The sequence below is a fragment of the Herbiconiux sp. J20-20 genome (assembly GCF_057365085.1).
This window is the reverse complement of sequence record NZ_CP195122.1, coordinates 1,735,664-1,761,155: the sequence shown is the minus strand read 5'-3', so window position 1 is coordinate 1,761,155 and position 25,492 is coordinate 1,735,664. Positions and strand designations below refer to the sequence as shown.

General features: G+C 70.4%; 20 protein-coding genes. 5 read left to right on the top strand and 15 right to left on the bottom strand.

Features of this window, described 5'->3' with window-relative positions; genetic code table 11:
* Positions 1-120 precede the first annotated feature (120 nt).
* Both ACR3ZA_RS08510 and ACR3ZA_RS08505 read left to right on the top strand, forming a co-directional pair.
* Positions 121-1,296: a Gfo/Idh/MocA family protein gene (locus ACR3ZA_RS08510; protein WP_473661540.1), complete on the top strand. Its 1,176-nt coding sequence runs from the start codon at positions 121-123 to the stop codon at positions 1,294-1,296.
* A 41-nt stretch (positions 1,297-1,337) separates the two neighbouring features.
* Entirely contained in the window at positions 1,338-2,345 is a 1,008-nt protein-coding gene (locus tag ACR3ZA_RS08505) for a TIM barrel protein (RefSeq protein WP_473661539.1), read from the top strand.
* 65 nt (positions 2,346-2,410) lie between these two features.
* Here the strand turns inward: ACR3ZA_RS08505 and ACR3ZA_RS08500 are convergent, their stop codons facing one another.
* The 12 genes from ACR3ZA_RS08500 to ddaH form a co-directional block, all read right to left on the bottom strand.
* The gene (locus tag ACR3ZA_RS08500; protein WP_473661538.1) at positions 2,411-3,082 is read right to left on the bottom strand and encodes an FCD domain-containing protein; all 672 of its coding nucleotides are present in this window, start codon (positions 3,080-3,082) and stop codon (positions 2,411-2,413) included.
* 33 nt (positions 3,083-3,115) lie between these two features.
* On the bottom strand, positions 3,116-4,030 hold the full coding sequence (locus ACR3ZA_RS08495) for a creatininase family protein (protein ID WP_473661537.1): 915 nt from the start codon (positions 4,028-4,030) through the stop codon (positions 3,116-3,118).
* Between the two features lie 3 nt (positions 4,031-4,033).
* A complete protein-coding gene (locus ACR3ZA_RS08490) occupies positions 4,034-5,257 on the bottom strand; it encodes a Tm-1-like ATP-binding domain-containing protein (RefSeq protein ID WP_473661536.1) in 1,224 nt (407 codons plus the stop codon).
* Between the two features lie 12 nt (positions 5,258-5,269).
* The gene (locus ACR3ZA_RS08485; RefSeq protein ID WP_473662300.1) at positions 5,270-6,172 is read right to left on the bottom strand and encodes a TIM barrel protein; all 903 of its coding nucleotides are present in this window, start codon (positions 6,170-6,172) and stop codon (positions 5,270-5,272) included.
* A 73-nt stretch (positions 6,173-6,245) separates the two neighbouring features.
* Positions 6,246-7,730, bottom strand: a complete 1,485-nt coding sequence (locus tag ACR3ZA_RS08480) for an FAD-binding protein (protein WP_473661535.1) — start codon at positions 7,728-7,730, stop codon at positions 6,246-6,248.
* Between the two features lie 154 nt (positions 7,731-7,884).
* The gene (locus ACR3ZA_RS08475; RefSeq protein WP_473661534.1) at positions 7,885-8,991 is read right to left on the bottom strand and encodes an acyl-CoA dehydrogenase family protein; all 1,107 of its coding nucleotides are present in this window, start codon (positions 8,989-8,991) and stop codon (positions 7,885-7,887) included.
* 31 nt (positions 8,992-9,022) lie between these two features.
* Positions 9,023-10,051 (bottom strand): Gfo/Idh/MocA family oxidoreductase, encoded by a 1,029-nt coding sequence (locus ACR3ZA_RS08470; protein WP_473661533.1) that lies wholly within the window; start codon positions 10,049-10,051, stop codon positions 9,023-9,025.
* Positions 10,052-10,117: 66 nt separating this feature from the next.
* Positions 10,118-11,191 carry an ATP-binding cassette domain-containing protein gene (locus tag ACR3ZA_RS08465; protein WP_473661532.1) on the bottom strand — a complete coding sequence of 358 codons (1,074 nt, stop codon included), beginning with the start codon at positions 11,189-11,191 and terminating at the stop codon, positions 10,118-10,120.
* Entirely contained in the window at positions 11,188-12,792 is a 1,605-nt protein-coding gene (locus ACR3ZA_RS08460) for an ABC transporter permease subunit (protein ID WP_473661531.1), read from the bottom strand. Before ACR3ZA_RS08460 ends, ACR3ZA_RS08465 begins: the two co-directional genes overlap by 4 nt.
* 86 nt (positions 12,793-12,878) lie before the next feature.
* Positions 12,879-13,916 (bottom strand): extracellular solute-binding protein, encoded by a 1,038-nt coding sequence (locus ACR3ZA_RS08455; protein ID WP_473661530.1) that lies wholly within the window; start codon positions 13,914-13,916, stop codon positions 12,879-12,881.
* 111 nt (positions 13,917-14,027) lie between these two features.
* Positions 14,028-15,257, bottom strand: coding sequence for an ornithine--oxo-acid transaminase (gene rocD, locus ACR3ZA_RS08450; protein WP_473661529.1), 1,230 nt, complete (start codon positions 15,255-15,257; stop codon positions 14,028-14,030).
* Positions 15,254-16,102 (bottom strand): dimethylargininase, encoded by an 849-nt coding sequence (gene ddaH / locus ACR3ZA_RS08445; protein ID WP_473661528.1) that lies wholly within the window; start codon positions 16,100-16,102, stop codon positions 15,254-15,256. The genes rocD and ddaH overlap by 4 nt, the downstream gene beginning before the upstream one ends.
* Before the next feature lie 104 nt (positions 16,103-16,206).
* Here ddaH and ACR3ZA_RS08440 point away from each other — a divergent pair, with 104 nt between their 5' ends.
* Positions 16,207-16,644 carry an AsnC family transcriptional regulator gene (locus ACR3ZA_RS08440; protein WP_473661527.1) on the top strand — a complete coding sequence of 146 codons (438 nt, stop codon included), beginning with the start codon at positions 16,207-16,209 and terminating at the stop codon, positions 16,642-16,644.
* 61 nt (positions 16,645-16,705) lie between these two features.
* Here the strand turns inward: ACR3ZA_RS08440 and aceB are convergent, their stop codons facing one another.
* Together aceB and aceA are read right to left on the bottom strand one after the other, a co-directional pair.
* Complete coding sequence (gene aceB, locus ACR3ZA_RS08435) at positions 16,706-18,346, bottom strand: malate synthase A (RefSeq protein ID WP_473661526.1); 1,641 nt, start codon at positions 18,344-18,346, stop codon at positions 16,706-16,708.
* Positions 18,347-18,387: 41 nt separating this feature from the next.
* Positions 18,388-19,701, bottom strand: a complete 1,314-nt coding sequence (gene aceA / locus ACR3ZA_RS08430; protein ID WP_473661525.1) for an isocitrate lyase — start codon at positions 19,699-19,701, stop codon at positions 18,388-18,390.
* A gap of 128 nt (positions 19,702-19,829) precedes the next feature.
* Between aceA and ACR3ZA_RS08425 the strand changes: the two genes are divergently transcribed.
* A complete protein-coding gene (locus ACR3ZA_RS08425; RefSeq protein ID WP_473661524.1) occupies positions 19,830-21,299 on the top strand; it encodes a helix-turn-helix domain-containing protein in 1,470 nt (489 codons plus the stop codon).
* A complete protein-coding gene (locus tag ACR3ZA_RS08420) occupies positions 21,296-21,652 on the top strand; it encodes a GntR family transcriptional regulator (RefSeq protein ID WP_473661523.1) in 357 nt (118 codons plus the stop codon). The genes ACR3ZA_RS08425 and ACR3ZA_RS08420 overlap by 4 nt, the downstream gene beginning before the upstream one ends.
* 368 nt (positions 21,653-22,020) lie before the next feature.
* Here the strand turns inward: ACR3ZA_RS08420 and ACR3ZA_RS08415 are convergent, their stop codons facing one another.
* Positions 22,021-25,485 (bottom strand): proline dehydrogenase family protein, encoded by a 3,465-nt coding sequence (locus ACR3ZA_RS08415; RefSeq protein WP_473661522.1) that lies wholly within the window; start codon positions 25,483-25,485, stop codon positions 22,021-22,023.
* Positions 25,486-25,492 lie beyond the last annotated feature (7 nt).

Below are 25,492 nucleotides of genomic sequence, written 5' to 3'. Positions count from 1 at the left end.
CGGGATGCGGAAATGTATCCCTGCTTGTATACAAGTAGTTGTACGATAGGGGCATGTTCCACCGCTGTCAATCAGCGAGGGAATCCCCCACCGAATTCGCAACGGAGCGAAGGGACCTCCATGACCACGGACAAGACACTGCGGGTGGCCGTCATCGGCTACGCGTTCATGGGCAAGGCGCACTCGCAGGCGTGGCGCAACGTCGCCGCCTACTTCGATGTGCCCGCCGTCGAGCAGGCCGTGCTCGTCGGGCGCAACGCCGCAGAGGTGGCTGCGGCCGCCGCCCGCTTCGGCTGGGCCGAGTCGGCGACCGACTGGCGGGAGGTGATCGCCCGTGACGACATCGACATCATCGACGTCTGCGCCCCCGGCAACCTGCACGCCGAGATCGCGATCGCGGCCCTGGACGCGGGCAAGCACGTCATCGTCGAGAAGCCGATCGCCAACTCGGTCGAGGAGGCCGAGCGGATGCTCGCCGCCGCCGAGGCCGCGACCGCCCGCGGCCAGCACGCCATCGTCAACTTCAACTACCGCCGCGTCCCCGCCATCGAGGTCGCCCGGCGACTCGTCGCCGACGGCAGGATCGGGCCGATCCGGCACGTGCGCGCCGCCTACCTTCAGGATTGGCTCAACGATCCGTCGAGCCCGATGAGCTGGCGACTGCGTCGCGAGACCGCCGGCAGCGGCGCGCTCGGCGACCTCGGCTCGCACATCGCCGACCTCATCCAGCACGTCACCGGCGAGACCCTCGACGAGGTCTCGGGCGGACTGCGCACCTTCGTCGCCCAGCGTCCCGGCGGCGAAGGCGGCGACGGCGGCATCAAGGGCTCCGGGGGCGGTGCGCTCGAAGACGTCACCGTCGATGACGCCGCGTGGGGCACCGCCCAGCTCTCGGGCGGCGGCATCGCCCAGCTCGAGGTGACACGGCTCGCGCTCGGCAAGAAGAACGGCCTGACCCTCGAGATCTACGGCGAGCACGGCAGTCTCAGCTTCGACCTGGAGAACCTCAACGAGCTGTGGTTCTTCGACGGCAGCGACAGCGCCGGGCGGCAGGGCTTCCGCCGCATCCTCGTCACCGAGGCCGACCACCCGTGGGTCGGTGCCTGGTGGCCCGACGGTCACATCATCGGCTGGGAGCACACCTTCGTGCACCAGTTCGCCGAGTTCCTGAACAGCATCCGCGACGAGCGCCCGTCGAGCCCGTCATTCGCCGACGGCCTGAGGGTCCAGCGCGTGCTCGCCGCGATCGAAGCGAGCTCCGCCGAGGGTTCGCGACGCGTCCGCGTCGCCGAGTAGCTGCCGAGGCCACCACCGTTCCGACCAACAAAGGAGAAGCAATGACGCATCCTGTCACCCTGTTCACCGGCCAGTGGGGGGATCTCCCCCTCGAAGAGGTCGCCAAGCTCGCCAGCGGCTGGGGCTACGACGGCCTCGAGCTCGCCTGCTGGGGCGACCACCTCGATGTCTGGCGCGCCTCGGAGGACGACGCCTACGTGCAGTCGCGCCTCGACATCCTCGACAAGTACAACCTGAAGCTGTTCGCCATCTCGAACCACCTCAAAGGCCAGGCGGTCTGCGACGACCCGATCGACTTCCGCCACGAGGCGATCGTCGGCGCGAAGGTCTGGGGCGACGGCGACGCCGAAGGCGTGCGCCAGCGTGCCGCCGAGGAGATGAAGCGCACCGCCATCGCCGCGCGCAAGCTCGGCGTCGACACCGTCATCGGCTTCACGGGTTCGAAGATCTGGCAGTACGTCGCCATGTTCCCGCCGGTCGGCCAGGACGTGATCGACGCCGGCTACCAGGACTTCGCGGATCGCTGGAACCCGATCCTCGACGTCTACGACTCCGAGGGCGTGCGGTTCGCACACGAGGTGCACCCGTCCGAGATCGCCTACGACTACTGGACGACCGTGCGCACGCTCGAGGCGATCGACCACCGGGAGGCCTTCGGCCTCAACTGGGACCCGTCGCACATGGTGTGGCAGGGCCTGGACCCGGTCGCGTTCATTCTCGACTTCGCCGACCGCATCTACCACGTGGACTGCAAGGACACGCGGATGCGGATGGGCAACGGCCGCAACGGCATCCTCGGCTCCCACCGACCCTGGGCCGACCCGCGGCGCGGCTGGGACTTCGTCTCGACGGGTCGCGGCGACGTGCCGTGGGAGGACGCGATCCGCGCCCTGAACTCGATCGGCTACGACGGCCCGATCTCGGTCGAGTGGGAGGACGCCGGCATGGATCGCCTCCAGGGCGCGCCCGCCGGTCTCGAGTACGTGCGCTCGCTCCTCTGGAACGTGCCGACCGGCTCCTTCGACGACGCGTTCGCGGCGAAGGACTAGACCCGCACCGCACGACGAAGCGGGCCGAACCTGGGTGACAGGTTCGGCCCGCTTTCGTTGCGGCGTCAGTCGCCGAGCAGCGCGCCCGCGGCCTCGAGCATCTCGATCATGCGCCCGCGCATGTGGCCGATGTGCTCCTTCACCGCGGGCTCGATCGCCGGGTAGTCCTTCGCGATGATCGCGTTGGCCAGCACCAGGTGCTCCTGCGAGCACGCCTCGAGGCGCGACTGCAGCGAGGCGGCGCGCATCCAGAAGCGCTGGATGCGGCGCCGCGTCTCCTTGACCGTGTCGGCCACGAGCTGGTTGTTCGCGATCGTGTTGACCGTGCGGTGGAACGCCAGGTCGGCCGCCGACCACGAGGCACGATCGTCGGCCGCGGCCGCCCGCTGCATCTCGGCCACACTCGCCGTGAGCAGCTCGATGTCGGCCTCGGTGAGCATGCTGGAGGCCTTGCGGCACACGTAGGTGTCGAGCGCCTCGAGCAGATCGCACGCGTCGTTGACTTCTTGAATGGTGAGCTGCGAGACGGCGAAGCGCGCACTGTCGGTGCGCTTCACCAGCCCCTCCTTCTCGAGGCGCTGCAGCGCCTCGCGCACGGGGGTGCGGCTGATGCCGAGCTGGGTCGCGATCCGATTCTCCGACAGCGGAGCGCCGGAGCGGATGCGGAACCCGGTGATCTCGGCCAGGAGCCACTCATACGCCGTCTCGACGCGGGAGCCAACTTCATCAGCGGTCATGGTGCTTCCATTCGATCGAGCCAACTATAGGACTCACATGGTGCGGTCGATGAATTCCCGCGTGTGCACGTCCACCGGCACCTTCTCGAGCTCGAGGATTCCGCGCGCGACATGCTCGCTGTAGCGGCGGAACGCCTCCTCGCCCTTTTCGGCGGTGGCGCGCATCGGGTTGCCGATGATGCCGTTCTCGACGAACTCGTGGTGGTCCATCGGGAAGGTGAAGTACTGGTAGCCCTCGAACTCGGTGTCGGGCATGCCGTCGTTCTTCTTGAAGGCGTCGGGGAGGAAGGCCGGCGTGTGGGCCCGAGTGTCGACCGCGCGCTCCATGCGCACGAGGTCCGGATTCCAGGCCATGTCCTGCGAGGTCTCGAGCTCGCTCGAGTGCCAGCCGGGGGTCTCCTCCGGCGGGTTCTCCATCAGGCCCTCGAGCACGCCCGTGTAGCGCTCCATGAACGGCTTCACGAACGAGATCAGCGCGCCGGTCTCGTAGCGGAGCTTGCGCAGCACCGGGTCGACGACCTTGGTGTTGGAGCCGTGGCCGTTGATGAAGATGATCCGGTTGAAGCCGTGGTGGATGAGGCTGCGCGCCACGTCGTTCATCAGGTTCAGCAGGGTCGACGCGCGCAGCGTGACGGTGCCGCGACCCTGGCCGACGCCGTACATGTGCTGCGGCGAGTAGCCCGCCCAGAGCGGCGGCGTGTGCAGCACCCCGATGTGCTCCGAGATGCGCTCCGAGATCTCGATCGCGGTGATCGTGTCGGTGTAGAGCGGCAGGTGCGGACCGTGCTGCTCGGTGCTCGCCATGGGAACGAGGATCGTGTCCTTCGTCTTGAGGTACTCCTCGATGTCGACGTAGGAGAGGTACGCGTGGTTCCAGGAGCGGAACTTGTCGCGGAACTCGTCGTCGCCGGTGGTGAGGCGCGCGATCTTGCGCTCGGGGCGGGTCATGGCTTACTCCTTTGTGCTGATGAGGGTGAGGAACCGCTCGGCGACGAGTCGTCCGAGGTCGGGGTCGTTGATGTGGTGATCGGTCGTCTCGACCGTGATGTCGTCGCGGAGGTGGGCGCGCAGTTCGGCGAGGAACAGCTGGTCGCCCTCCGGATCCCAGAACGGGCCGTCCGGCGTCGCCGGGATCGAGAGGCCGAGAAGCGGCATCACGATGTGCACCGGGGCCGTCGACTCGTTGACCCGCTCGGCGAAGATCTTGCCCATGAGCTTCTTCTCGTCGTGCGTGGCGCGCACGAGCGTGTACTCGGGGTTGTGGTCGTAGACCGGCCGATCCGCCATGCTCTCGGGGATCGACCCCGCCGCCCACACCGAGAAGTCGATGCAGCCGGGCACGAGCACCTGCGGAATCCCGAGCCGGCCCACGACGCGCAGCCGGTCGGGCCCGCCTTGGTGGATGCCTCCCACGAGCGGATCGTTGATCTCGTTCGTGGTGTAGTCGATGACTCCCATGAACTGACCTTCGGCCGCGAGCTCCTCCATCGCCGGACCGCCGACCCCGTTGGAGTGGAACACGACGGTCTCGATGCCGTGCTCGGCCAGCGCATCCTTCACGGCCCCGACGGCCTTGGTGGTGTTGCCGAGCATCGTGGCGGCCACGTACTTGCGGCCCTCCTCCGGCGGCGTGAGGGCGTGACCGTGGGCGAGCATGCCCGCCATCGCCGCGGCCACGTTGTCGAGCACCGTCGTCATGACCGGGTTGAGCCCGAGGATGTCGACGACCGAGTGCACCACCATCACGTCCTTCAGCCCCACGTAGGGGCCGAACTCGTGATGACCGGACGCCGTGGGCGCGATCACGATCTTGGGAACGCCGACCGGCAGCTCCTGGATCGCGGCCGCCCCCATGACGGATCCGACCCCGCCGATGCTGATGCCGCCGATCAGCTCGCCGGCGGCGAAGCGCTCGCGCACGAGCTCCTGCACGAGGCCGCGCATGATCTCCACCGCGCGACCCCGTGTGCCGGAGGCCTGAAGCTGGGCGAGGGTGATGCCGCCTCGCCCAGCTAGCTCGGCATGGCTCACGTCGGGCACGATGCCCACCGGTTCGCCAAGGATTCCGGAGTCAACGACGAGCGACTCGACGCCGAGGGTGAGCAGGCGGTCGCGCAGGTACGCGACCTCCGGCCCTTTCGTGTCGAGCGTCGCGACGATGACTACTTTGCCCATGCGCTCAGGCGCCTACCACTGGTCGTTGATCAGCGGCAGCAGCGTCTCCGAGTTCACCTTGACCAGCCAGTCGTAGAACTCCTCGGTGAGGATCGACGAGCCGTGGTCGATGATGAACTTGAGCTGCTCCGGCGGGATGTCCAGGCCCTCGAGGTTGGTCTCGAGCGCGTTCGGGTACTTGTTGGCCGGGGTGCGATCGACGGGGGCGACGAACTCCGCCGTCAGGGCGCCGTCGTAGCCGACCTCCTTGAGCACGCCGACGAACTCGGTCCAGTCGTAGTCGCCGTAGCCGCAGGGCATCCGGTTGTTCTCGGCGACGTGGACGTCGACCAGCTTGTCGCCGACGAGACGGATCGCGTCGTAGAGGTTCGACTCCTCAATGTTGATGTGGAACGCGTCCAGCACCACGCCGAGGTTCGGGCCGACCGCGTCGCACAGCGCGAGCGCCTGCTCGGCACGCGTGATCAGGTACGACTCGAAGCGGTTGAGCGGCTCGATGCCGACCCGCACGCCCTTGGCCTCAGCGAACTCGTAGACCTCCTTGGTGCCGTCGACCAGCCACTCCCACTCGTTCTCGGGCGTGGAGTCGGGCACGACCTTGCCGACCGTGCCAGGCACGAGGGTGAGGATCTTGCCGTCGAGGTCGTGGACGAGCTGGATGCAGTCCTTCACGTACTGCACGCTCTCGGCGCGCACCGCCTCGTCGCCGGACTGCATGTTGCGGCCGTCGACCATGAGGGTGACGGAGCCCCAGCAGTTGAGTCCGTAGTGGTCCAGGAGGCCGCGGACGTGCTTGGCATCGTACTTCTCGGGCTCACCCGAGATCTCGATGCTCTTGTAGCCGTACTTGGCCAGGCGCGCGATCGTGGTCTCGATCGGTTCCGCGCGCATCCAGTTGTGCATAGACAGGTGCATCACTACTCTCCTTTGAGTTCGGGCACTGGGTGCCATTCTGCAGGTGTTGCCGCTATTCAGTTGTGGGGCACGGCTACCAGCGACTGTTGCGCGGCGGGCCGAACCCGAGCTTTCCGGGATTCATGATCCCGTCCGGGTCCCAGGCGTCCTTCATCTGACGCATGAGCTCGAAGCCGGCGCCGTACTGCGGGCGCATGAAGCGACCGAGCTTGATGCCGACGCCGTGGTGGTCGTTCAGCACGGCACGGTTCTCGAGTCCGGCGAGGATTCCCGCGTCCCACAGCCGGTCGTGCAGGTCCATCGCCTCGGCCGGGTCGGTCGGCGGCTCGTCGACGTAGAACCGGTCGTAGAGCATCGCGCCCCAGTCGTACCAGTGCGAGAGGTGCGCGGTGTAGCGCGCGCCGTACTCGGCGAACTCTTCTTCGATGACCTTCTTCTTGGCCCGGTAGATGGCCGGAATGTCGGCGAAGCGCGCGACCTGGTCGAAAGTGCCGTACATGAGCGGCGGCTGCGGCAGCTTGCCCTTGGCGTAGGGCTCGTACTTGCCCTCCCACCAGGTCTGCCCGACCTCGGGGCCGAGCGAGGTGCCGCCCGCCTTCTCGACGAGGTTCGTGATGGCGCGGGTCTCGTAATCGACGAGCTCCTCGGAGCCGTCGCACATGATGACCATGAGCGTGCCGGTGAACGGGGTTCCGACCCAGTCGCGCAGCTTGTAGCTGTCGGCCTCGTCGTAGAGACGGATGACGGCGGGGCGCAGCCGGTTGGTCATGATCTGCCGACCGGCTTCGATTCCGGCGAAGATGTCGGGGAAGCTGAACGACAGGAAGCCGCGCGCCGCGGGAAGCGGGTCGATGCGCAGGCTGGCCTGGGTGATGACGCCAAGCGTCCCCTCGGAGCCGACAAAGGATTGCAGCAGGTCGGGGCCGGCCGCGTGGCTCGGCACCGGAAGCGTCGTGATGGTCTTGCCCGGGGCGACGACCGCTTCGACCTGGAGCACCTGGTCTTCGGCCTTGCCGTACTTGGTCGAGACGACGCCCGAGCCGCGGGCGGCGATGAAGCCGCCGATGGTCGCGCCGAGGTGGTACGAGCCCGGGTAGTGGGCGAGCGTGAGGCCCTTCTCGTTGAGCGCCTTCTCGAGCGTCGGGCCGTCGATGCCCGCGCCGGTCGTGACGACGAGGCTCTCCTCGTCGATCTCGACGATGTCGGTGAGACGGCTCAGGTCGAGCGAGATGCCGCCGTACGGGGCGAAGGTGCCGCCCTGGGTTCCGGAGCCGCCGCCGCGGGTCACGATCGGGATGCGGTAGTCGCTCGCGATCTGCACCACGCGCTCGACCTCGGCGGTGTTCGCCGGCTGCACCGCGAAGTCCGCGGCGGGCTGCTCAAGGCCCTTGTAGGTGAGGAACTTGGAGTACCACGACCAGTCCGAGGCCTGAGCCTGGAGGTCGGCGGGATCCTGGCTGACGTGCTCGGGCCCGAGTGCGGCGGTGAGCTCTCGGGCGATCTGCCCCCGGAGGTAATTCTGCCCGCTCACTTCGCCGGCCGACGATGTCGTGCTCACTGGTCTCCTCCGGTTCGGCAGGTCGCGCGGCGACCCTGCCGGTCACCGCTGACCATGTATCCGTACTTGTATACAAGTCAGAACACTATGCCGAATGAGAGCACGGTGTCAACACCCGGGGCGCCGAGCGCCCGGGCGTCGAGCGAAGCGAACCTTAGAGCGGGCCGAGGAGACTGGCGGCAACCGTCGCGTGAACGCTCTCGGTGTCGCTCGGGTGGTAGATGCCGGCCAGCACGTCGCGCTGCAGCCGCGACAGCTCGCTCGCGGAGCGGTAGCCCCCGCCGCCGGCCGAGCGCATGGCGTGATCCACCACCACGCGCGCCGTCTCGGTCGCCCGGTGCTTGGCGCCGGTCAGCCTGCGGAACCACCCCGCGCCGTGGTCGACGAGATCGTCGACATCGCGGGCGAGCGTGTCGAGATCGGGTGCGAGGGCGTCGAGGGCGAGCGCCGCCTCCGCGATCCGCCACCGGAAGTCGGGGTCGCGGTCGTAGCTGGTGCCGGTCTTCACGCTCGTGCGGCGCTTCACCGCCTCGACGCCGAGCTCGAGCGCGCGATCGGCGATGCCGGCGTACACCGAGCCGATCAGCAGCAGGAAGTTGGCGAAGATCGCGAACACGAACGGGTCGGCGTTCGGTCCCACCGGCAGGAAGCGCGAGATGCGCTCGTCTGGCACGACCGCGTGGTCGAGCTTCGTCGTCCGGCTCTGCGTCGCCCGCATCCCGAGGGTGTCCCAGTCGTCGAGCGTCGTCACGCCCGCGTCGTCGCGGGTGAGGAAGCCGTGCACGAGGCGCGGGCCGTCGGGGCCGTCGACCTGCTTGCCGAACACGCCGAGTCGGGTCCAGGCGGGGGCGAGCGAGGTGAAGATCTTGGTGCCCGTGAAGGCGTAACCGCCGTCGACGGTGTCAACGGTGGTGAGCGAGTCCCAGAGCACCAGATCGTTGCCCGGCTCGCTGTTGCCGAAGGCGAACAGCTCGCCCGCCTCCGCATCCCGCAGCACCCAGTCGAGGCTGGAGTCGCCGCGCTCGTGGAGCACCCGTGCCACGCCGACCCAGACCAGGTGCATGTTGATGCCGAGCGCCGTCGCCGGCGCGTGGGCCGCCAGCAGTCGCTGGTCGCGCGCCGTCTCGAGCAGGGAGCGCGGGGCGAGATAGCCCGCCGCGCGCAGCTCCTCCAGGTCTTCGAAGAAGAACGCGTTCTCGCGGTCGTAGTCCGCGGCACGCGCGCGGATGCGGTCGAGCAGGTCCGGGGTCAATGCGGTCACGCGCCCAGGCTACGCGCCGCACCCCGAGAGCTCAGGCCGCGCCGAGCTGGCGCCGCGCCTCATCGATGACGCGCAGCTGCTCGATGCTGCGATCGAGCGGATGCTCCGGAGCCTCGGTGCGCCCCGCCGCGATGTGCGCCGCCACCGCGGGAGCCTGATAGCAGAGCCCGTCACGCCACAGCAGCGGAGCCGGGTCGCGCCAGGCGAGCCGCTCGTCGTCGGCGCGGATCGCGAATCCGCCGACGCCGCAGAATGGGTTGTCGAAGCTCAGCACGGCCTTCTCGCCGCCGATCGCGGCGACGATCGGCGTATGCGCGACCATGCTGGAGCTCGCGACCGCGGTCGCGCCCGCATAGTCGAGCGTGACCACCGCCTGCTCGTCGACCCCGGTCACCGCGAGGCTTCCGCTCGTGCGGATGCTCGTCGGATCAAGACCGAGCACGAGACCGCAGAACCAGACCGAGTAGACCCCGAGGTCGAGCAGGCTGCCGCCGCCGAGCGCGGGATCGAAGGCGCGACTGGAGGGGTCGAACGGGAACCGCGAGCCGAAGTCGGCCGACACCTGCCGCGGCGCGCCCAGCACGCCGTCGTCGAGAAGCTGGGTGAGCACCGTGGTCTGCGGTAGGAACCGCGACCACATCGCCTCCATCGCGAACACGCCCGCCGCGCGTGCCGCCGCGACGATCGCCGCCGCATCCTCGGCATTCGTGGCCATCGGCTTCTCGATCAGCACGTGCTTGCCCGCGGCGATCGCCAGCTCGGCGAGCGCGCGGTGCTCGCTGTGCGGGGCGGCGATGTAGATGATGTCGACCTCGGGATCGCCGACGAGCGCCTCGTAGTCGCCGTACGAGCGCTCGACGCCGTGCATCGCCGCGAAGGCGGCAGCGCGCTCGGCCGAGCGCGAGGCGACGGCCACCACCCGCTGGTCGGTGTTGGCGTGCACCGTCGTGGTCCAGTCGTGGGCGATCCGGCCCGGGGCGAGGATGCCCCAGCGCAGGGTCGGACCTCCGCGCAAAGGAGTGTGGGTGGACGACGGCAAAGTCGAGGGGAGCACGTTCACGCGCCCGACGCTACCAGCGCGGCTCGCGGCGCCGTGGCGCGCGGACGTCGGTCAGGCGAGCACCGATCAGGCGGCCACCGGGAACGCGAGGCCGGGGCGCTGAACGGCGAGGCGCACCTGATCACCGACCGCGGGCAGCTCGACCGTGGACATTCGCATGCGCACGCTCGGGCCGCCCGTGACATCGCAGGTCAGCATCGCATCGTGACCCGCGTACGAGATCGCGCTGACCCGCGCATCGGCGCCGGCCGCCGCGTGCGCGAGCATCTCCGGGCGCGGCACCAGCCATTCCGGACGCAGCATGAGCCGCACCCGGTCGCCGTCGGCGGGCGCGAACCCGACGGCGGTCGCCTCGACCGAGCCGAGCGCGCAGAGCACGCGTCCCGCGCGCCAGCGCCCGTCGAGCTCAACGACCTCGCCGACGAACGAGGCGACCCACGCGGAGGCGGGGTGCTGGTAGATCTCCTCGGGGGTGCCGAACTGCTCGAGCCGACCGTCGCGCAGCACCGCCACCTTGTCGGCGAGCGTGAGCGCCTCCTCCTGATCGTGGGTGACCAGGAGGGAGGTCGTGCCCTGCGCGCGCAACAGCTCGGCGACCTCGCGGCGCAGGCCGACGCGAAGCTGCGTGTCCAGGGCGGCGAAAGGCTCGTCCAGCAGCAGGAGCTCGGGTCGCGGCGCCAGCGCCCGCGCGAGGGCGACGCGCTGCACCTGGCCCCCGGAGAGCTGATTGGGCGCACGGCCGGTGAAGCCCGCGAGGCCGACCAGCTCGGCGAGCTCGGCGATGCGGCGAGCGCGCACCGAGGCGGCGCCGCGACCGCGCCCGCGCGGCAGCGCGAATCCGATGTTGTCGGCGACGGAGAGGTGCGGGAAGAGCGAGGCCTCCTGGGGAACCCAGCCGATGCCGCGCTTCTCGGCCGGCACCGTGCGATCCGGCCGCGAGAGCTCGCGCTCCCCGATGCGGATCGACCCGCGGCCGACCGGCAGGAGCCCGGCGATTGCCAGCAGCAGGGTCGTCTTGCCGCAGCCGCTCGGCCCGAGCACGGCGACCAGATCGCCGCTGTCGATGCGCAGCGACACCTCGTCGACCGCGAGCGTCGACCCGTGGGTCACACTCACCCCGTCGATGACGAGATCGCTCACAGCTCCTCCTTGGCGACGGTGCGGACTCCCGAGAGGATGACTGCCGGAACGGCGGCCAGCAGCACGAGCATCGCGGCGTACGGCGCGGCAGCCCCGTACTCGACCACCACGGTGCGATTCCACAGCTCGGTCGCGAGCGTCGACATCCCGGTCGGGCGCAGCAGCAGCGTCGCGGGCAATTCTTTCATGGTGGCGATGGCCACCAGCAGGGCGCCGATGCCGACGCTCGGCAGCGCCAGGGGAACCGTCACGCGCCACCAGGCGCGCCGCGGCGAGGCGCCGAGCGTGCGCGCCACGGCGACCAGGCGCGGCGGCACATCGCCGAGCCCGGCCCGCATCGTGCTGATCGCCTTCGGTGCGAACAGCACCGCGTAGGCGAAGACGAGCACGACGGCGCTCTGATACAGCGCGGGCACGACGGCGAGCGCGAAGAAGACGAGCGAGAGACCGACGACGATGCCGGGCAGGGCGTGTCCGAGATAGCTGACCGACTCGAGTGCCGAGACGAGCCGGCCGCGGTAGCGACTCGCGAGCGCGGCGACGGGCAGCGCGAGCAGCACGGCGAGCAGGGCCGTCGCCACCGCCACTCCGACGGTCGCGCCGATCGCCTCCAACAGTCGCGCGACATCGAGCTCACGCAGCGTCTGCGCCTCGAGCAGGCGCGCGAGGAGGCCGAGCAGCGGCACCGCGACCCCGACGCCGGGGGCCGCGGCGACGACGGGCAGCAGCGCGAGGAGCGCCGCACGCCGGATGCGGCGGGGCGCGACCGCGCGCGCTGCCTGTCGCGGAAGCTGCCCGCGCGCGCTGCGCTCGCCGACGACAACCACCAGGGCGAGCACCACGAGCAGCAGGGCGAGCACGGCGGCCTGCGCCCGGTCGAAGCTCGCCGCATAGGCCTGGTTGATTCCCCAGGTGAGCGTCGGGAATCGCATCATGGCGACGAGCCCGAAGTCGCTCAGCGAGTACAGCGCGACGAGCAGCGAGCCGGCGATCGCGGCGGGCCGCACCTGCGGCCAGGTCGCCACGAAGAAGGCGCGCAGCGGGCCGCGGCCGAGCGTGCGGGCGACCCCCTCCAGGTCGCCGGATGCCCCGCGCAGGGCGGCCGCGACCGGCAGCGTCACGTAGGGCACCGTCACGGCGGAAAGCAGGATCCAGCTCGGCGCGAACCCGTTGATCGCGGGGAGCGTGACGAGCCAGCCGTAGCCGGCGAGGTAGGAGGGCACGGCGAGAGGCAGGGAGGAGACAAGCAACCACGTGCGCGGGAACGGCACGCGCAACCGGCTCAGCACCACGGCGGTCGCGGTGCCGAGCACGAGGGCGGTCAGCGTGACGGCCGCGGCGAGCCCGAGGGAGTTCGCCGCGTATTCGAGCACACGCGGGCGGGCCAGGACCTCGAGCATCGTCTCGAGGCCGCCGCCCGTGGCCCGCACCACCAGGTAGACGAGCGGGATCGCGGCCGCGGCGGCCGCAACGCCAGCTCCGAGCACGAGCAGCACCGGTGGTCGCCCCGCCGTCGCAGGCGCCGTCGCGGGCGCGATCACGGGCGCGATCACCGCCGCAGCGGGTGCGGGCGGATCGACGGCGTCGAGCGGGCGGACCATGGCTCTATTGCATCACCCTCGGCCGAACCCACACGACGGCGGGAGCGAGGTGCGCCTCACTCCCGCCGTCGTGTGCGGATCCTCGGTCAGATCAGGCCGTATCGGGCGAGCAGCTCCTGTGTCGTCGCCAGATCGTCGAGGTCGCTCAGGTCGAGCTCGGGGTTGACGAGCGAGTCGAGGGCGGGGAGCCCTTCGGGGGCGGCCACCCCGGGCAGGAGCGGGTACTCGAAGGTCTGCTCGACGAAGTAGGTCTGCGCCTCCTCCGAGATGAGGAACCGCACGAACTCGAGCGCATCGGCGTCGGCGGCGGCGCCGCTCAGGATGCCCGCGCCGGTGACGTTGACGATCGAGCCCGCGTCGCCCGCCTCGAGGAAGTCGATCTGCGCGCGCATGTTCTCGGCGCCGACCTCGGCGGCCTGACGGAACCAGTAGTAGTGGTTGATGAGGCCGACGTCGAGCGCCCCCTCGTTGACCGCGGTGAGCGTGGCGGTGTTGTTCTCGAAGATCTGCAGGTCGTTGCTTGCGAGAGCCTCGACCCAGTCCTCGGCGGCCTGCTCGCCCTCGATGACGCGCAGGGCGGTGACGAAGGACTGGAAGCTCGCGTTGCCGGGCGGCAGGCCGAGACGGCCCGCCCACTCCGGCTCGACGTACTCGAGTACGGTGTCGGGCAGCTCGTCGGCCGTGAGCTCCTCGCCGTCGTAGACGACGACGCGGGCGCGGCCCGTGAGGCCGACCCAGCTGCCGTCGGTCGAGGTGAAGCCTGCCGGCACCGCCTCGGCGACGTCGTCCGGCAGCGCGGCGAAGAGACCGGCCTGGCTGAGCGCGCCCAGCGCGCCGGCATCCTGGGAGAGGAAGACCTGGGCGGGGCTCTGGTCGCCCTCCTCGAGCAGCAGCGCGCCGAGCTCCGCCGTGTTGCCGTAGCGGACGTCGACCTCGATGCCGGACTGCTCCTCGAAGATGTCGATGAGGGGCTGGATCAGCTCCTCATCGCGGCCCGAGTACAGGGTGAACGCGCCGTCGGCGCTCGAGTCGACCGAGTCGCTGTCGGTCGCGGCAGAGCAGCCGACGAGGAGCGCCGCGCTCGCGACGAGGGCGAGCAGGGGCAGGGAACGTGAAGCGTGCATGGGGGGAAGAACTCCGTGAGAGGTGCCAGGAGTCGAACCGGTTCGGTTGACCGAACTTAGGTTAGGCTAACATCACTTCTCGCGCCAGTGCGGGGTGAGGCGGGCGCCGTCTCAGGCCACCGCGTCGCCCCGAAGCTCGGCCAGCACGGCCTCCAGCTGGTCGACCGCCCACTCCAGATCCGCCAGTTCGATGATGAGCGGCGGTGCGAGCCGGATCGTCGATCCGTGGGTGTCCTTCGCGAGCACGCCGCGCTCGGCCAGCAGCTCGCAGACCCGACGGCCGGTGGCGAGCTCCGGGTCGATGTCGATGCCCGCCCACAGTCCGACGCAGCGCACCGCGACGACGCCATGCCCGAGCAGCGCGCGGAGCCGCTGGTGCAGGATCGCGCCCAGGTCGCGTGCCCGCGCCTGCAGCTCACCGGTCCCCAGCAGCTCCACGACGGCCCGGCCGACGGCGGCCGCGAGCGGGTTGCCGCCGAAGGTCGAGCCGTGCTCACCGGGACGCAGCACGCCCAGCACCTCGCGGTTCGCGACCACCGCGCTCACCGGCACGATTCCGCCGCCGAGCGCCTTGCCGAGCAGGTACATGTCGGGCACCACGCCCGCGTTGTCGCACTGGAAGGTGGCGCCGGTGCGCCCGAGCCCCGACTGGATCTCGTCGGCGATGAAGAGCACGTCGAACTCGGCGGTGATGCGCCGCACCTCGGGCAGATAGTCCGCCGGCGGAACGACGATGCCCGCCTCGCCCTGGATCGGCTCCAGCAGCACCGCCACGGTGTTCTCGTCGATTGCGGCGGCGAGCGCCTCGGCATCCCCATACGGCACGCTCACGAAGCCGGGCGTGTACGGCCCGAAGTCGGCGCGGGCCTCCGCGTCATTCGAGAAGCTGATGATCGTCGTCGTGCGGCCGTGGAAGTTGCCGTCGGCCACCACGATCTTCGCCTCGTCGTGCGGCACGCCCTTCACGCGGTAGCCCCAGGCGCGCGCCACCTTGATCGCGCTCTCCACCGCCTCCGCGCCGGTGTTCATCGGCAGCACCATGTCCTTGTGCGCCAGCCGGGCGAGCGACTCGAGAAACGGTCCGAGCTGGTCGTTGTGGAAGGCACGGCTGGTGAGGGTGATCCGGTCGAGCTGGTCTTTCGCGGCGGCGATGAGCCCCGGGTGGCCGTGCCCGAAGTTCACGGCCGAGTAGGCGGCCAGGCAGTCGAGGTAGCGGCGCCCCTCCACGTCGGTGAGCCAGGCCCCCTCGCCCCTCGCGATCACGACCGGAAGCGGGTGGTAGTTGTGCGCGCCGAACTCCTCGACCTGCTCGAGGTAGCTCCGCGCGTCGACCGCGGTCATCGCCGCAGCTCCAGGGTGCAGCACTTCACTCCCCCGCCGCCGAGCAGCAGCTCCGACAGGTCGACCGGATGCGGCACGAAGCCCCGTTCGCGCAGCCGGCGACCGAAGTCCTCGGCGCGGGCGGCGATCACGACGTTGCGCCCGTCGCTGAAGCTGTTGAGCCCGAGCACGGCGGCGTCCTCGTCGGTGACGTGGATGGCGTCCGGGAAGCGCTCGTCCAGGATGTCGAGGCTGGCGGCGTCGAAAGCCTTCGGGAGGAAGGCCACGCTGCCCGGTCCACCGTTCGAGTCGAGCACCGCGAAGGCGGTGTCCAGGTGGTAGAAGCTGGGGTCGACGAGGCGCAGGGTCACGACCTCCCGGTCGTAGATGCGACGCAGCTCGTCGTGGCTCGCGGCGTCGCTGCGGAAACCGGTGCCGGCGAAGATCGTGTCGCCGACGAGCAGGAAGTCGCCCTCCCCCTCATTGGTGAAGACCGGTTCGCGCACCTCGAAGCCGTTCGCCGCGAACCACTCCATGTAGGCGGGGCCCTCCGGCGCGCGCTCCGGGAACTGGAACCGGGCGCCGTAGGCGATGCCGTCGAGGGTGAAGCCGCCGTTGGCGGCGTAGACCATGTCCGGCAGACCGTCGACCGGGTCGATCAGGTGCACCTCGAAGCCGAGCTCCTGGTAGATCCGGTAGAGCTCGTCCCACTGCCGCACCGCCAGTCCGGTGTCGGTCGGCTCCTCCGGATGCATCCACGGATTGATCCGGTAGCTGACGGTGAAGTGCTCCGGACGACACATCAGCACCGTGCGCTGGGTCGCCACACGTTCGGGAGCGAGGGAAGCGGAGTCGGTCATCGTCATGGCTTCCAGTGTTGCACGCATGCATCCGATGGATTCGGGCTCCGCGCGCACCTTTTCGCCGTGATCGCTGGGTTTCACGCAGCATTTCCGCGTAGGATCGGCGCGTGGATAACCTCGACTACGGCATTCTCGACCTCCTCCGCCAGAACTCACGCGCCGGCTACGGCGATATCGGCGACAAGATCGGCCTCTCGGCCTCGGCGGTGAAGCGGCGCGTCGACCGCCTGGTCGCCGACGGGGTGATCCGCGCATTCACCATCCAGGTCGACCCGAAGGTCGACGGCCTGGCGACCGAAGCCTGGGTCGAGCTGTTCTGCCGCGGCACCGTCGCCCCCGACGAGCTCAAGCGCATCCTGCAAGGCGTGCCCGAGGTGGTGGACGCCAGCACGGTGACCGGGTCGGCCGACGCGGTCGTGCTGCTGCGCTCGCGCGACATCCCCTCGCTCGAAGACGCCCTCGAGAAGGTGCGCGTGGCGCCGAGCGTCGACCACACGCGCAGCGCGATCGTGCTCACCCGGCTGATCCACCGCAACTACGACTGAACACGAGAGCCGCGGTCCCGCTCGGCACTGAGCGGGACCGCGGCGAGTCGGTCGCGGCTGACTAGGCGGCGACCATCTCCCGTGCGCGGGGAGTCGCGGCGGCCGGCTCGACCAGGTAGCGCGAGTAGGCCGCGATCGTGAGGAACGTCGGGAAGTCATCGCCCAGCGTCACCTCGCGGAACAGCTCCGCCGCGTCATCGATGCGTGAGCCCTCTCCGCCGCGCTCGGCGACCTCGCGCTGAAGCAGCCGCTCGACGAGCTCGGCCGTCACCCGCGTGCCCTCGGCGGTGACAACGCCCTGGCGGATCCACTGCCACAGCTGAGACCGGCTGATCTCCGCGGTGGCCGCGTCCTCCATGAGGTCGTCGATCGCGGCGGCGCCGACGCCGCGCAGCCAGCTGTCGAGGTAGCGCAGCGCGATCGACACGTTGGCCGCGAGTCCCGCATCCGTCACCGCACCGTCGATGTCGAGGTCGGTGAGCTGCGCCGCCGTCACGTGCACCTCCTCGCGGAGGCGCTCCAACTGGTTGGGCCGCTCGCCGAGCACCGCGTCGAACTCGGCGCGCGCCGTCGGGATCAGGTCCGGATGCGCCACCCAGGTGCCGTCGAAGCCGTCGCCCGCCTCGCGGCGCTTATCGGCCTGGACCGCGGCAAGCGCACGCTCGGTGACCTCCGGGTCGCGCCGGTTGGGGATGAAGGCGCTCATGCCGCCGATCGCGTGCGCGCCCCGCTTGTGGCAGGTCTGCACGAGCAGCTCGGTGTACGCCCGCATGAACGGCACCGTCATCGTGATCTCCTTGCGGTCGGGGAGCGTGAAGCGCGCCCCGCGTCCGCGGAAGTTCTTGATGATGCTGAAGATGTAGTCCCAGCGCCCCGCGTTGAGCCCCGCGCAGTGCTCGCGCAGCTCGTACAGGATCTCGTCCATCTCGAAGGCGGCCGTGATCGTCTCGATCAGCACCGTGGCGCGGATCGTGCCGTGCGGGATGCCGACCGCGTTCTCGCTGAACGTGAAGACGTCGTCCCACAGCCGGGCCTCGAGATGGTTCTCGAGCTTCGGCAGGTAGAAGTACGGTCCCGTGCCGCGCGCGATCAGCTCCTGCGCGTTGTGGAAGAAGTACAGCCCGAAGTCGACCAGCGAGGCACTCGCCGGCGAGGCGATCCCCGCCTGGTCGGTGTAGCGGAGGTGCTTCTCGACCAGGTGCCAGCCGCGCGGGCGGAACACGATCGTTGGCGTCTCCTCGCCCAGCTCGTAGCGCTTCCCCTCCGGCGAGGTGAAGTCGATCTGGCGACGGATCGCGTCGAACAGATTCTGCTGGCCGCCGATGACGTTCTCCCAGGTCGGGCTGAGCGCATCCTCATGGTCGGCGAGCCACACCTTGGCTCCCGAGTTCATCGCGTTGACCGTCATCTTGCGATCGGTCGGGCCGGTGATCTCGACGCGACGGTCCTCGAGTCCGGGACCGGCGCCGGCGACGCGCCACTCGGTGTTCTCGCGCACCGGCTTGGTCTCGTCGAGGAACCGCAGGTTGCGGCCGTTGTCGATGGCGTGACGGAACAGCATCCGTCCGGAGAGCCGCTCCTGGCGGCGCCCGGCGAAGATGTCGTGCAGTCGGGTGAGGAAGCGCAGCGCTTCCGGCGTGAGGATGCGTGCGGTGCTCTCGTCCTGCGGACCGAGCACCTCCATCCGGATGGGGTGAGTCATGATCGTCTCCTGTTGTGTCGCGTGTCTCGTGCCTGAGCGGCCTAGTGGAATTGCGCAGACTCGGTGGAGCCGACGAGCGCGAGAGTGGCACTGTCCGGGTTGAGGGCAGTGGAGATCCGGTCGAAGTACCCGGTTCCCACCTCGCGCTGGTGCTTGGTCGCGGTGTAGCCGCGGGATTCGGCGGCGAATTCCGCCTCCTGCAACTCGACGTAGGCGCTCATGTGCCGCGTCGAGTAGCCCTGCGCCAGCTCGAACATCCCGTGGTTCAGGGAGTGGAAGCCGGCAAGCGTGATGAATTGGAAGGCGTAGCCCATCGCCGACAGCTCGCGCTGGAATCTCGCGATGGTGTCGTCGTCGAGGTGTCGCTTCCAGTTGAAGCTCGGCGAGCAGTTGTAGGCGAGCTTCTGGCCGGGGAACTCGGCGTGGATGCTCTCGGCGAAGGTGCGCGCGAGCTCCAGGTCGGGTTCGCTCGACTCCACCCACAGCAGGTCGGCGTAGGGCGCGTAGGCGTGGCCGCGGGCGAGCACCGGACCGATGCCGTTCTCGACCTCGTAGAAGCCCTCACTCGTGCGGCCGCCGGAGAGGAACGGGCGGTCCCGCTCATCCACGTCGCTGGTCAGCAGCGTGGCGGCGAGCGAGTCGGTGCGTGCGATGACGATCGTCGGCACGTCGGCGACGTCGGCGGCCAGCCGGGCGGCGTTGAGGGTGCGGATGTGCTGGCCGGTGGGGATGAGCACCTTGCCGCCCATGTGACCGCACTTCTTCTCGCTCGCCAGCTGGTCCTCCCAGTGCACACCCGCAGCCCCGGCCTCGATCATCGAGTGCATGAGCTCGTAGGCGTTGAGCGGGCCGCCGAAGCCGGCCTCGGCGTCAGCGACGATCGGCACCATCCAGTCGCGCGAGGCGTCGCCCTCGGTGAACTCGATCTGAGCCGAGCGCTGCAGCGCGTTGTTGATGCGCCGCACCACCGCCGGCACCGAGTTCGCCGGGTAGAGGCTCTGGTCGGGGTAGGTCTGGCCCGACAGGTTGGCGTCGCCGGCGACCTGCCAGCCGGAGAGGTAGATGGCCTTGAGCCCGGCGCGCACCTGCTGCACGGCCTGGTTGCCGGTGAGGGCGCCGAGCGCCGCCACCCACTCCTCCGGGTTCTCGCTGTTGGCCTGGATCAGCTCCCACAGGTTCTCGGCCCCGCGACGGGCGAGCGTGCGCTCCTCCCGGACCGGGCCACGGAGGGCGATGACGTCCTCGGCCGTGTAGTCGCGGCGGACGTTGGCCCACCGCGGATCGGTGTCCCACTCGTGCTGGAGTTCGGCGGCGGTCTGCGTCTGGTCGCCGGGACGCGGGGGGTTGATGCTCATGGACTGCTCCTTTGCTGACGTCGTGCTTCGACTGTGCGCCCGCCGTACCCGGAATTTCTCGGGACTTCGGGCAGAAATTCCCCGGTATTTCTGATGCGAAGAACAATCGGACCTGGGATGCTGTCGGAATGGCCCCCCTCGACGCCGCCGCCCTCGACGATGAAGGCATGCTCGATCCGCTCACCATCGGCCGCCGCATCCGACAGCTGCGCTCCGACCGCGGGATGACCCTCGAGGTGCTCGCACAGGCGATCGGCCGGGCGCCGTCGCAGGTCTCGGTGATCGAGAACGGCAAGCGCGAGCTCAAGGTGGGCGAGCTGCAGCGCTTCGCCCGCATCCTCGAGGTGAGCCTCGACGAGCTGCTCTCCCCCGAGCCGCCGAGCTCGCGGGATGCGCTCGAGATCGCGCTCGAGCGCGCCGGCCGCGGCCCGATCTTCTCCTCGCTCGAGCTGCCCCCGGTCCCGGTGCGCAAAGGCCTCAGCGACGAGGCGATCGCCACGATCCTGCGGCTGCACGACGAGCTGGAGCGCCTGCACCGGCAGCGCGCCGCCACCCCCGAGGAGGCGCGGCGGGCGAACGCCGAGCTGCGCGCCGAGCAGCGCCGGCGCGGCAACCACTTCCCGGAGCTCGAGCGCACCGCCCGCGAGCTGCTCGCGGCCGTCGGCCACAGCGGCGGGCCGCTCTCCCAGCGCGTCGCCTCCGAGCTCGCCGCGCACCTCGGGTTCTCGCTGCACTACGTGCCCGACCTTCCGGCCTCCACGCGCAGCGTCACCGACAAGGAGAACGGGCGCATCTACCTGCCGGTGCGGCACGGCGACACGGATCCGCGCTCCACACTGCTGCAGGCGCTCGCGGCGCACGTGCTCGACAAGAAGGAGCCGCACGACTACGCCGAGCTGCTGCGGCAGCGCGTCGAGACCAACTACCTGGCGGGCGCGCTGCTCATTCCGGAGGAGAGCGCCGTGGCGTTCCTCAGTGCCGCCAAGCAGGCCCGCGAGCTGAGCGTCGAAGACCTGCGCGATGCCTTCGCCGTCAGTTACGAGACCGCCGCCCACCGCTTCACGAACCTCGCCACCGAGCACCTGGGCCTGCCGGTGCACTTCCTCAAGGTGCACTCCAGCGGCACCATCTCGAAGGCCTACGAGAACGACGGCGCCGCCTTCCCGACCGACGCGCTCGGAGCCATCGACGGGCAGATCGTCTGCCGCTGGTGGAGCGCGCGCCAGGTGTTCGAGGTCGCCGACCGGCTGAGCCCGTTCCACCAGTACACCGACAAGCCGGCCGGCACCTACTGGTGCAGCTCGAGCATCCAGTCGACCGCCGCCGGTGACTTCTCGGTCAGCGTCGGCACGCCGTTCGCGCACGTGAAGTGGTTCCGCGGGCGCGACACCCAGCGCCGACTGCGCTCCACCTGCCCCGACCCCTCGTGCTGTCGGCGACCCCCGGCCGAGCTGTCGCAGCGCTGGGCCGAGAAGGCGTGGCCGAGCGCGCGCCTGAACGCCTCTCTGCTCGCCGCGATGCCGACCGGCACCTTCACGGGCGTCGACACGACCGCGGTCTACGAGTTCCTCGAGAAGCACTCCGGGGCGCGCGCATGAGACTCACGATCGATCACGAGGCCGCCGAGGCTCCCTTCGAGCAGCTGCGCCGGCAGATCCGGGATGCCGCCCTCTCCGGGGAGCTCGCCGCCGGATCCAAGCTCCCCACGGTGCGCGCCCTCGCCGCCGAGCTCGGCCTCGCCGCCAACACGGTCGCCCGCGCCTACCGCGAGCTCGAGTCCGACGGGGTGATCGAGACCCGCGGCCGCAACGGCTCCTTCGTCACCTTCTCGACGGATGCCGCCGAGCGATCGCTGCAGGAGGCGGCCGCCGAGTTCGCCGCCCGCGCCCGCGCGCTGGGCGCCGACCGGGCGGCCGCGCTGAACGCGGCCCGCGCCGCCCTCGACGCCTAGCCCCGGCCCGCGCCCGCACACCCGCGCGCCCGCAAACCCCCACGCCCACACCCGCTCCCCGCGCACCCCACCTCCCGGCGAGCGGTGCCAAACGTGGGGTGTACGGTCCCAACACCGCACTTTTCGCACCGCTCGCCGGAGGGTCAGGCGCGCGTCGGAGCACCATCCGCGCACGGGGCACGCCTCACCCCGTGCCGCGCACCCTGCACGCCCCGCGCACCCACGCGCCCACGCGCCCGCGCACGCTGGCGCCACGCGCCGCCCAGCACCCCGCGAGCGGTGCCAAACGTGGGGTGCACGGCCCCAACACCGCACTTTTCGCACCGCTCACGGGGATATGTGGTGGAGCGCGCGGGACGCGGGGCGGGCTACACGCGCAGGTCCAGGAACCCGTGGTCGGGGTTGCCGAAGCGGTGCGCGGTCACCGAGACCGCCTGTTCGCGCACGAACGTCAGCAGCTCGATGCGGCCGGCCGTGGTGACCGGCCCCGCCCACACGGCGACATCGGGATCGCCTTCGATCGCCTCGCGCAGCTCGGCGGCGAGCGCTCCCGTCGCCGAGACGAGCCGGACTCGGTGCGGCCGCTCGTCACGCACCCGGGAGGCCCAGGCCGCGTCCGACTCGATCAGGATGCGGTCGGTGCGCAGCTCGCCGAAATCGGTGTCCAGCAGCGGCACGAGCGTCGCCGGCAGCGGGCGCGAGGAGCTGATCGTGAGCGGCGAGCGCGCCAACGCCGCGGCGGCCAGCAGGCGCGCGAACTCGGCGATCGACCCGTCGGCGGCGAGCCTCAGCTCGACGACGGCCGGACGGTAGCGCAGCACGTTGCGCTCGACCCCGAGCTCGGAGGCGTCGCGCGCGACCCCGAACTCGGCATCCCAGGCCTCCGCGTCGCGAAGGGCGCCGCGGCGCACCAGGTCGAAGCCCACGTAGTCGAGCGCCGGCTGCACCGCTTCGACGACGGCGCGCACGCGATCGTCGAGGGCATCGAGCCGCAGGTCGCCGTCCGGCTCCTCCGTCACCGGCTCCCAGTCGCCGAGCACGAACAGCGTGTTCGGCCCGCCCGCCTTGGCCCCGGTGCCGACCGAGGAGCGCTTCCACCCTCCGAAAGGCTGCCGGCGCACGATCGCGCCGGTGATCGGCCGGTTCACATAGAGGTTGCCCGCCTCCACCTCGGCGAGCCAGTGGGCGACCTCGTTCGGATCGAGCGAGTGGATACCCGCCGTCAGCCCGTAGTCGACGTCGTTCTGCAGCGCGATCGCGTCGTCGAGGTCGGAGGCGGCCATGAGGCCGAGCACCGGCCCGAAGAATTCGACGCGGTGCGTGGTGCTGCCCGGGGCGACCTGGTCGCGCACCCCCGGCGACCACAGCCGGTCGGTGCCGTCGAGCTGGCGCGGACGCACCAGCCAGCTCTCGCCCTCGTCGAGCTCGGTGAGCGCACGTTCGAGCTTGCCGTGCGGCGGCTCGACGAGCGGGCCGACGAGCGTCGCCGGGTCGTCCGCCGGGCCGATCGCGAGACTGGACACGGCGTCGATGAGCTGCCGACGGAACCGCTCCGAGCGGGCCACCGATCCGACCAGGATCGCGAGGGATGCCGCAGAGCACTTCTGGCCCGCGTTGCCGAAGGCGCTCTTCACCAGGTCGCCCACGGCGAGGTCGAGGTCGGCGCTCGGCGTGATGATGATCGCGTTCTTGCCGCTCGTCTCGGCCAGCAGCGGCAGGTCGTGCTTCCAGGAGCGGAACAGCGCGGCGGTCTCGTAGCCGCCGGTCAGCACGACACGCCCCACCTCGGGCGCCGTGACCAGCTGCTGGCCCAGGTCGCCCTCCTCCACGTCGACGAAGCTGAACAGGTCGCGCGGAACACCCGCCTCCCAGATCGCCTCGGCGAGCACCGCGCCTGAGCGCCGCGCCTGCGGGGCGGGCTTCAGGATCGCGGCGCTGCCCGCGGCGAGCGCGGCGAGCACGCCCCCGGCGGGAATCGACACCGGGAAGTTCCAGGGCGGCGTGACGAGGATCACCCCGGCGGGCACGAAGCGGGCACCCTCGACGGCGTCCAGTTCGCGAGCGCGCTCGGCGTAGTAGCGGGCGAAGTCGACGGCCTCGCTCACCTCGACATCCGCTTCGGCCACCGTCTTGCCGGTCTCCGCCGCCATCACCTCGATGAGGCGACCGCGGAACGCCGCGAGCGAGTCCCCGACGCGCTCGAGCAGCGCCGCGCGATCCTCCGTCGACGCGCTCCCCCAGTCGCGCCCCGCACGGGCAGCGCGGCTGAGGCACGCGCGCAGCGCCTCCTCGGTGTCGATCCGTGCCTCGTCGAGCGGCGCCGTGCCGAGCGTCGTGTGCAGGCTGCGCTCGAGGGCCGCCGTCGCCCACGCCCGGTTGGGGGCGCGCGAGGGGTCGGTGTCGGGTTCGTTGTCGAACGGTCGGCGGCTCCACGGCAGGTCGGGCGTCATCCGATTCTGGGTGCGCATCGACGCGGGGATGGATGCCTCCAGCAGCGCGAGCGCGGACCGGAACCGGTTGGCCTCCCGCTCGAAGATCGCCGGATCGTCGAGCTCGAACGCGCCGGAGAGGAAGTTCTCGGTGCTGGAGTTCTCCTCCAGGCGCCGCACCAGGTAGCTGATGGCGCTGTCGAACTCGTCGCCGTGCACGACGGGGGTGTAGAGCAGGATTCCGCCCGACTGCGCGCGCAGCGCCTCCTGATGCGCTGACGCCATTCCGAGCAGCATCTCGATGTCGACCCGGTCGGTGACGCCGCGCTTCTCGGCGAGCAGCCACGCGAACGCCAGATCGAACAGGTTGTGGCCGGCGACCCCCACCCGCACCGCCTCCGCGTTGCGGGGCCGAAGGGCATGGTCGAGCAGGCGCTTGTAGTGCGCGTCGGTCGCCGTCTTCGACGGCCAGGTCGCGAGCGGCCAGCCGTGGATCGCCGCATCCACCCGTTCCATGGCGAGGTTCGCGCCTTTCACGATGCGCACCTTGATGCCCGCACCGCCCTCGCGGCGGCGGTTGCGCGCCCAGCCGGTGAGCTCTTCGAGCGCCCCGAGCGAATCCGGAAGGTACGCCTGCAGCACGATCCCGGCCTCGAGCTGGTGGAACTCCTCGCGCTCGAGCAGCCGTGTGAAGACCGCGATCGTGAGGTCGAGGTCGCGGAACTCCTCCATGTCGAGATTGATGAACTTGGGGGTCGGCGCCTCGGCGGCCTGCCGGTAGAGCGGCACCAGCCGCTCGATCACCCGGTCGACGGTGTGCTCGAATCCCCACATCGACAGCTGGCTCACGACCGACGAGACCTTGATCGAGACGTAGTCGACGTCGTCGCGGGCGAGCAGCGCGCGCGTCCCCTCCAGGCGGCGCTCCGCCTCGCGCTCGCCGAGCACCGCCTCGCCGAGCAGGTTCACGTTGAGGCGTGCGCCACCGTCACGGAGCTTGGCGAGGGTGCGCCCGAGCCGCCGGGGATGCGCATCCACCACGAGGTGACCGACCATGCGGCGGAACACGGCGCGCGCGATCGGCACGATGGGCCAGGGCAGCAGGATGCCGAACCCTCCCCCGACGACGACGGCAAGCCGCAGGAACCAGGGCAGGAAGTCGGGAACCTGACGCGACAGCGCCTCCAGGTTGCGGGCCGCGATGCGGAGGTCTTCGGGCCGCACCACGCGGTCGACGAAGCCGATCGTGAATTCGAGGCCCTGCGGATCCTGCAGCAGCCCGGCGAGCCGCTCGGCGTTGGCGTCGGCGCGGTGGCCGGCGCTGCGGCGCAGCCAGCGCTCGACGAGGTCGATCGTCTCCTCGGCCGTCGGAAGCTCGGTCGCAAGTTCGGGTTCCGGCACCATGGAGTCG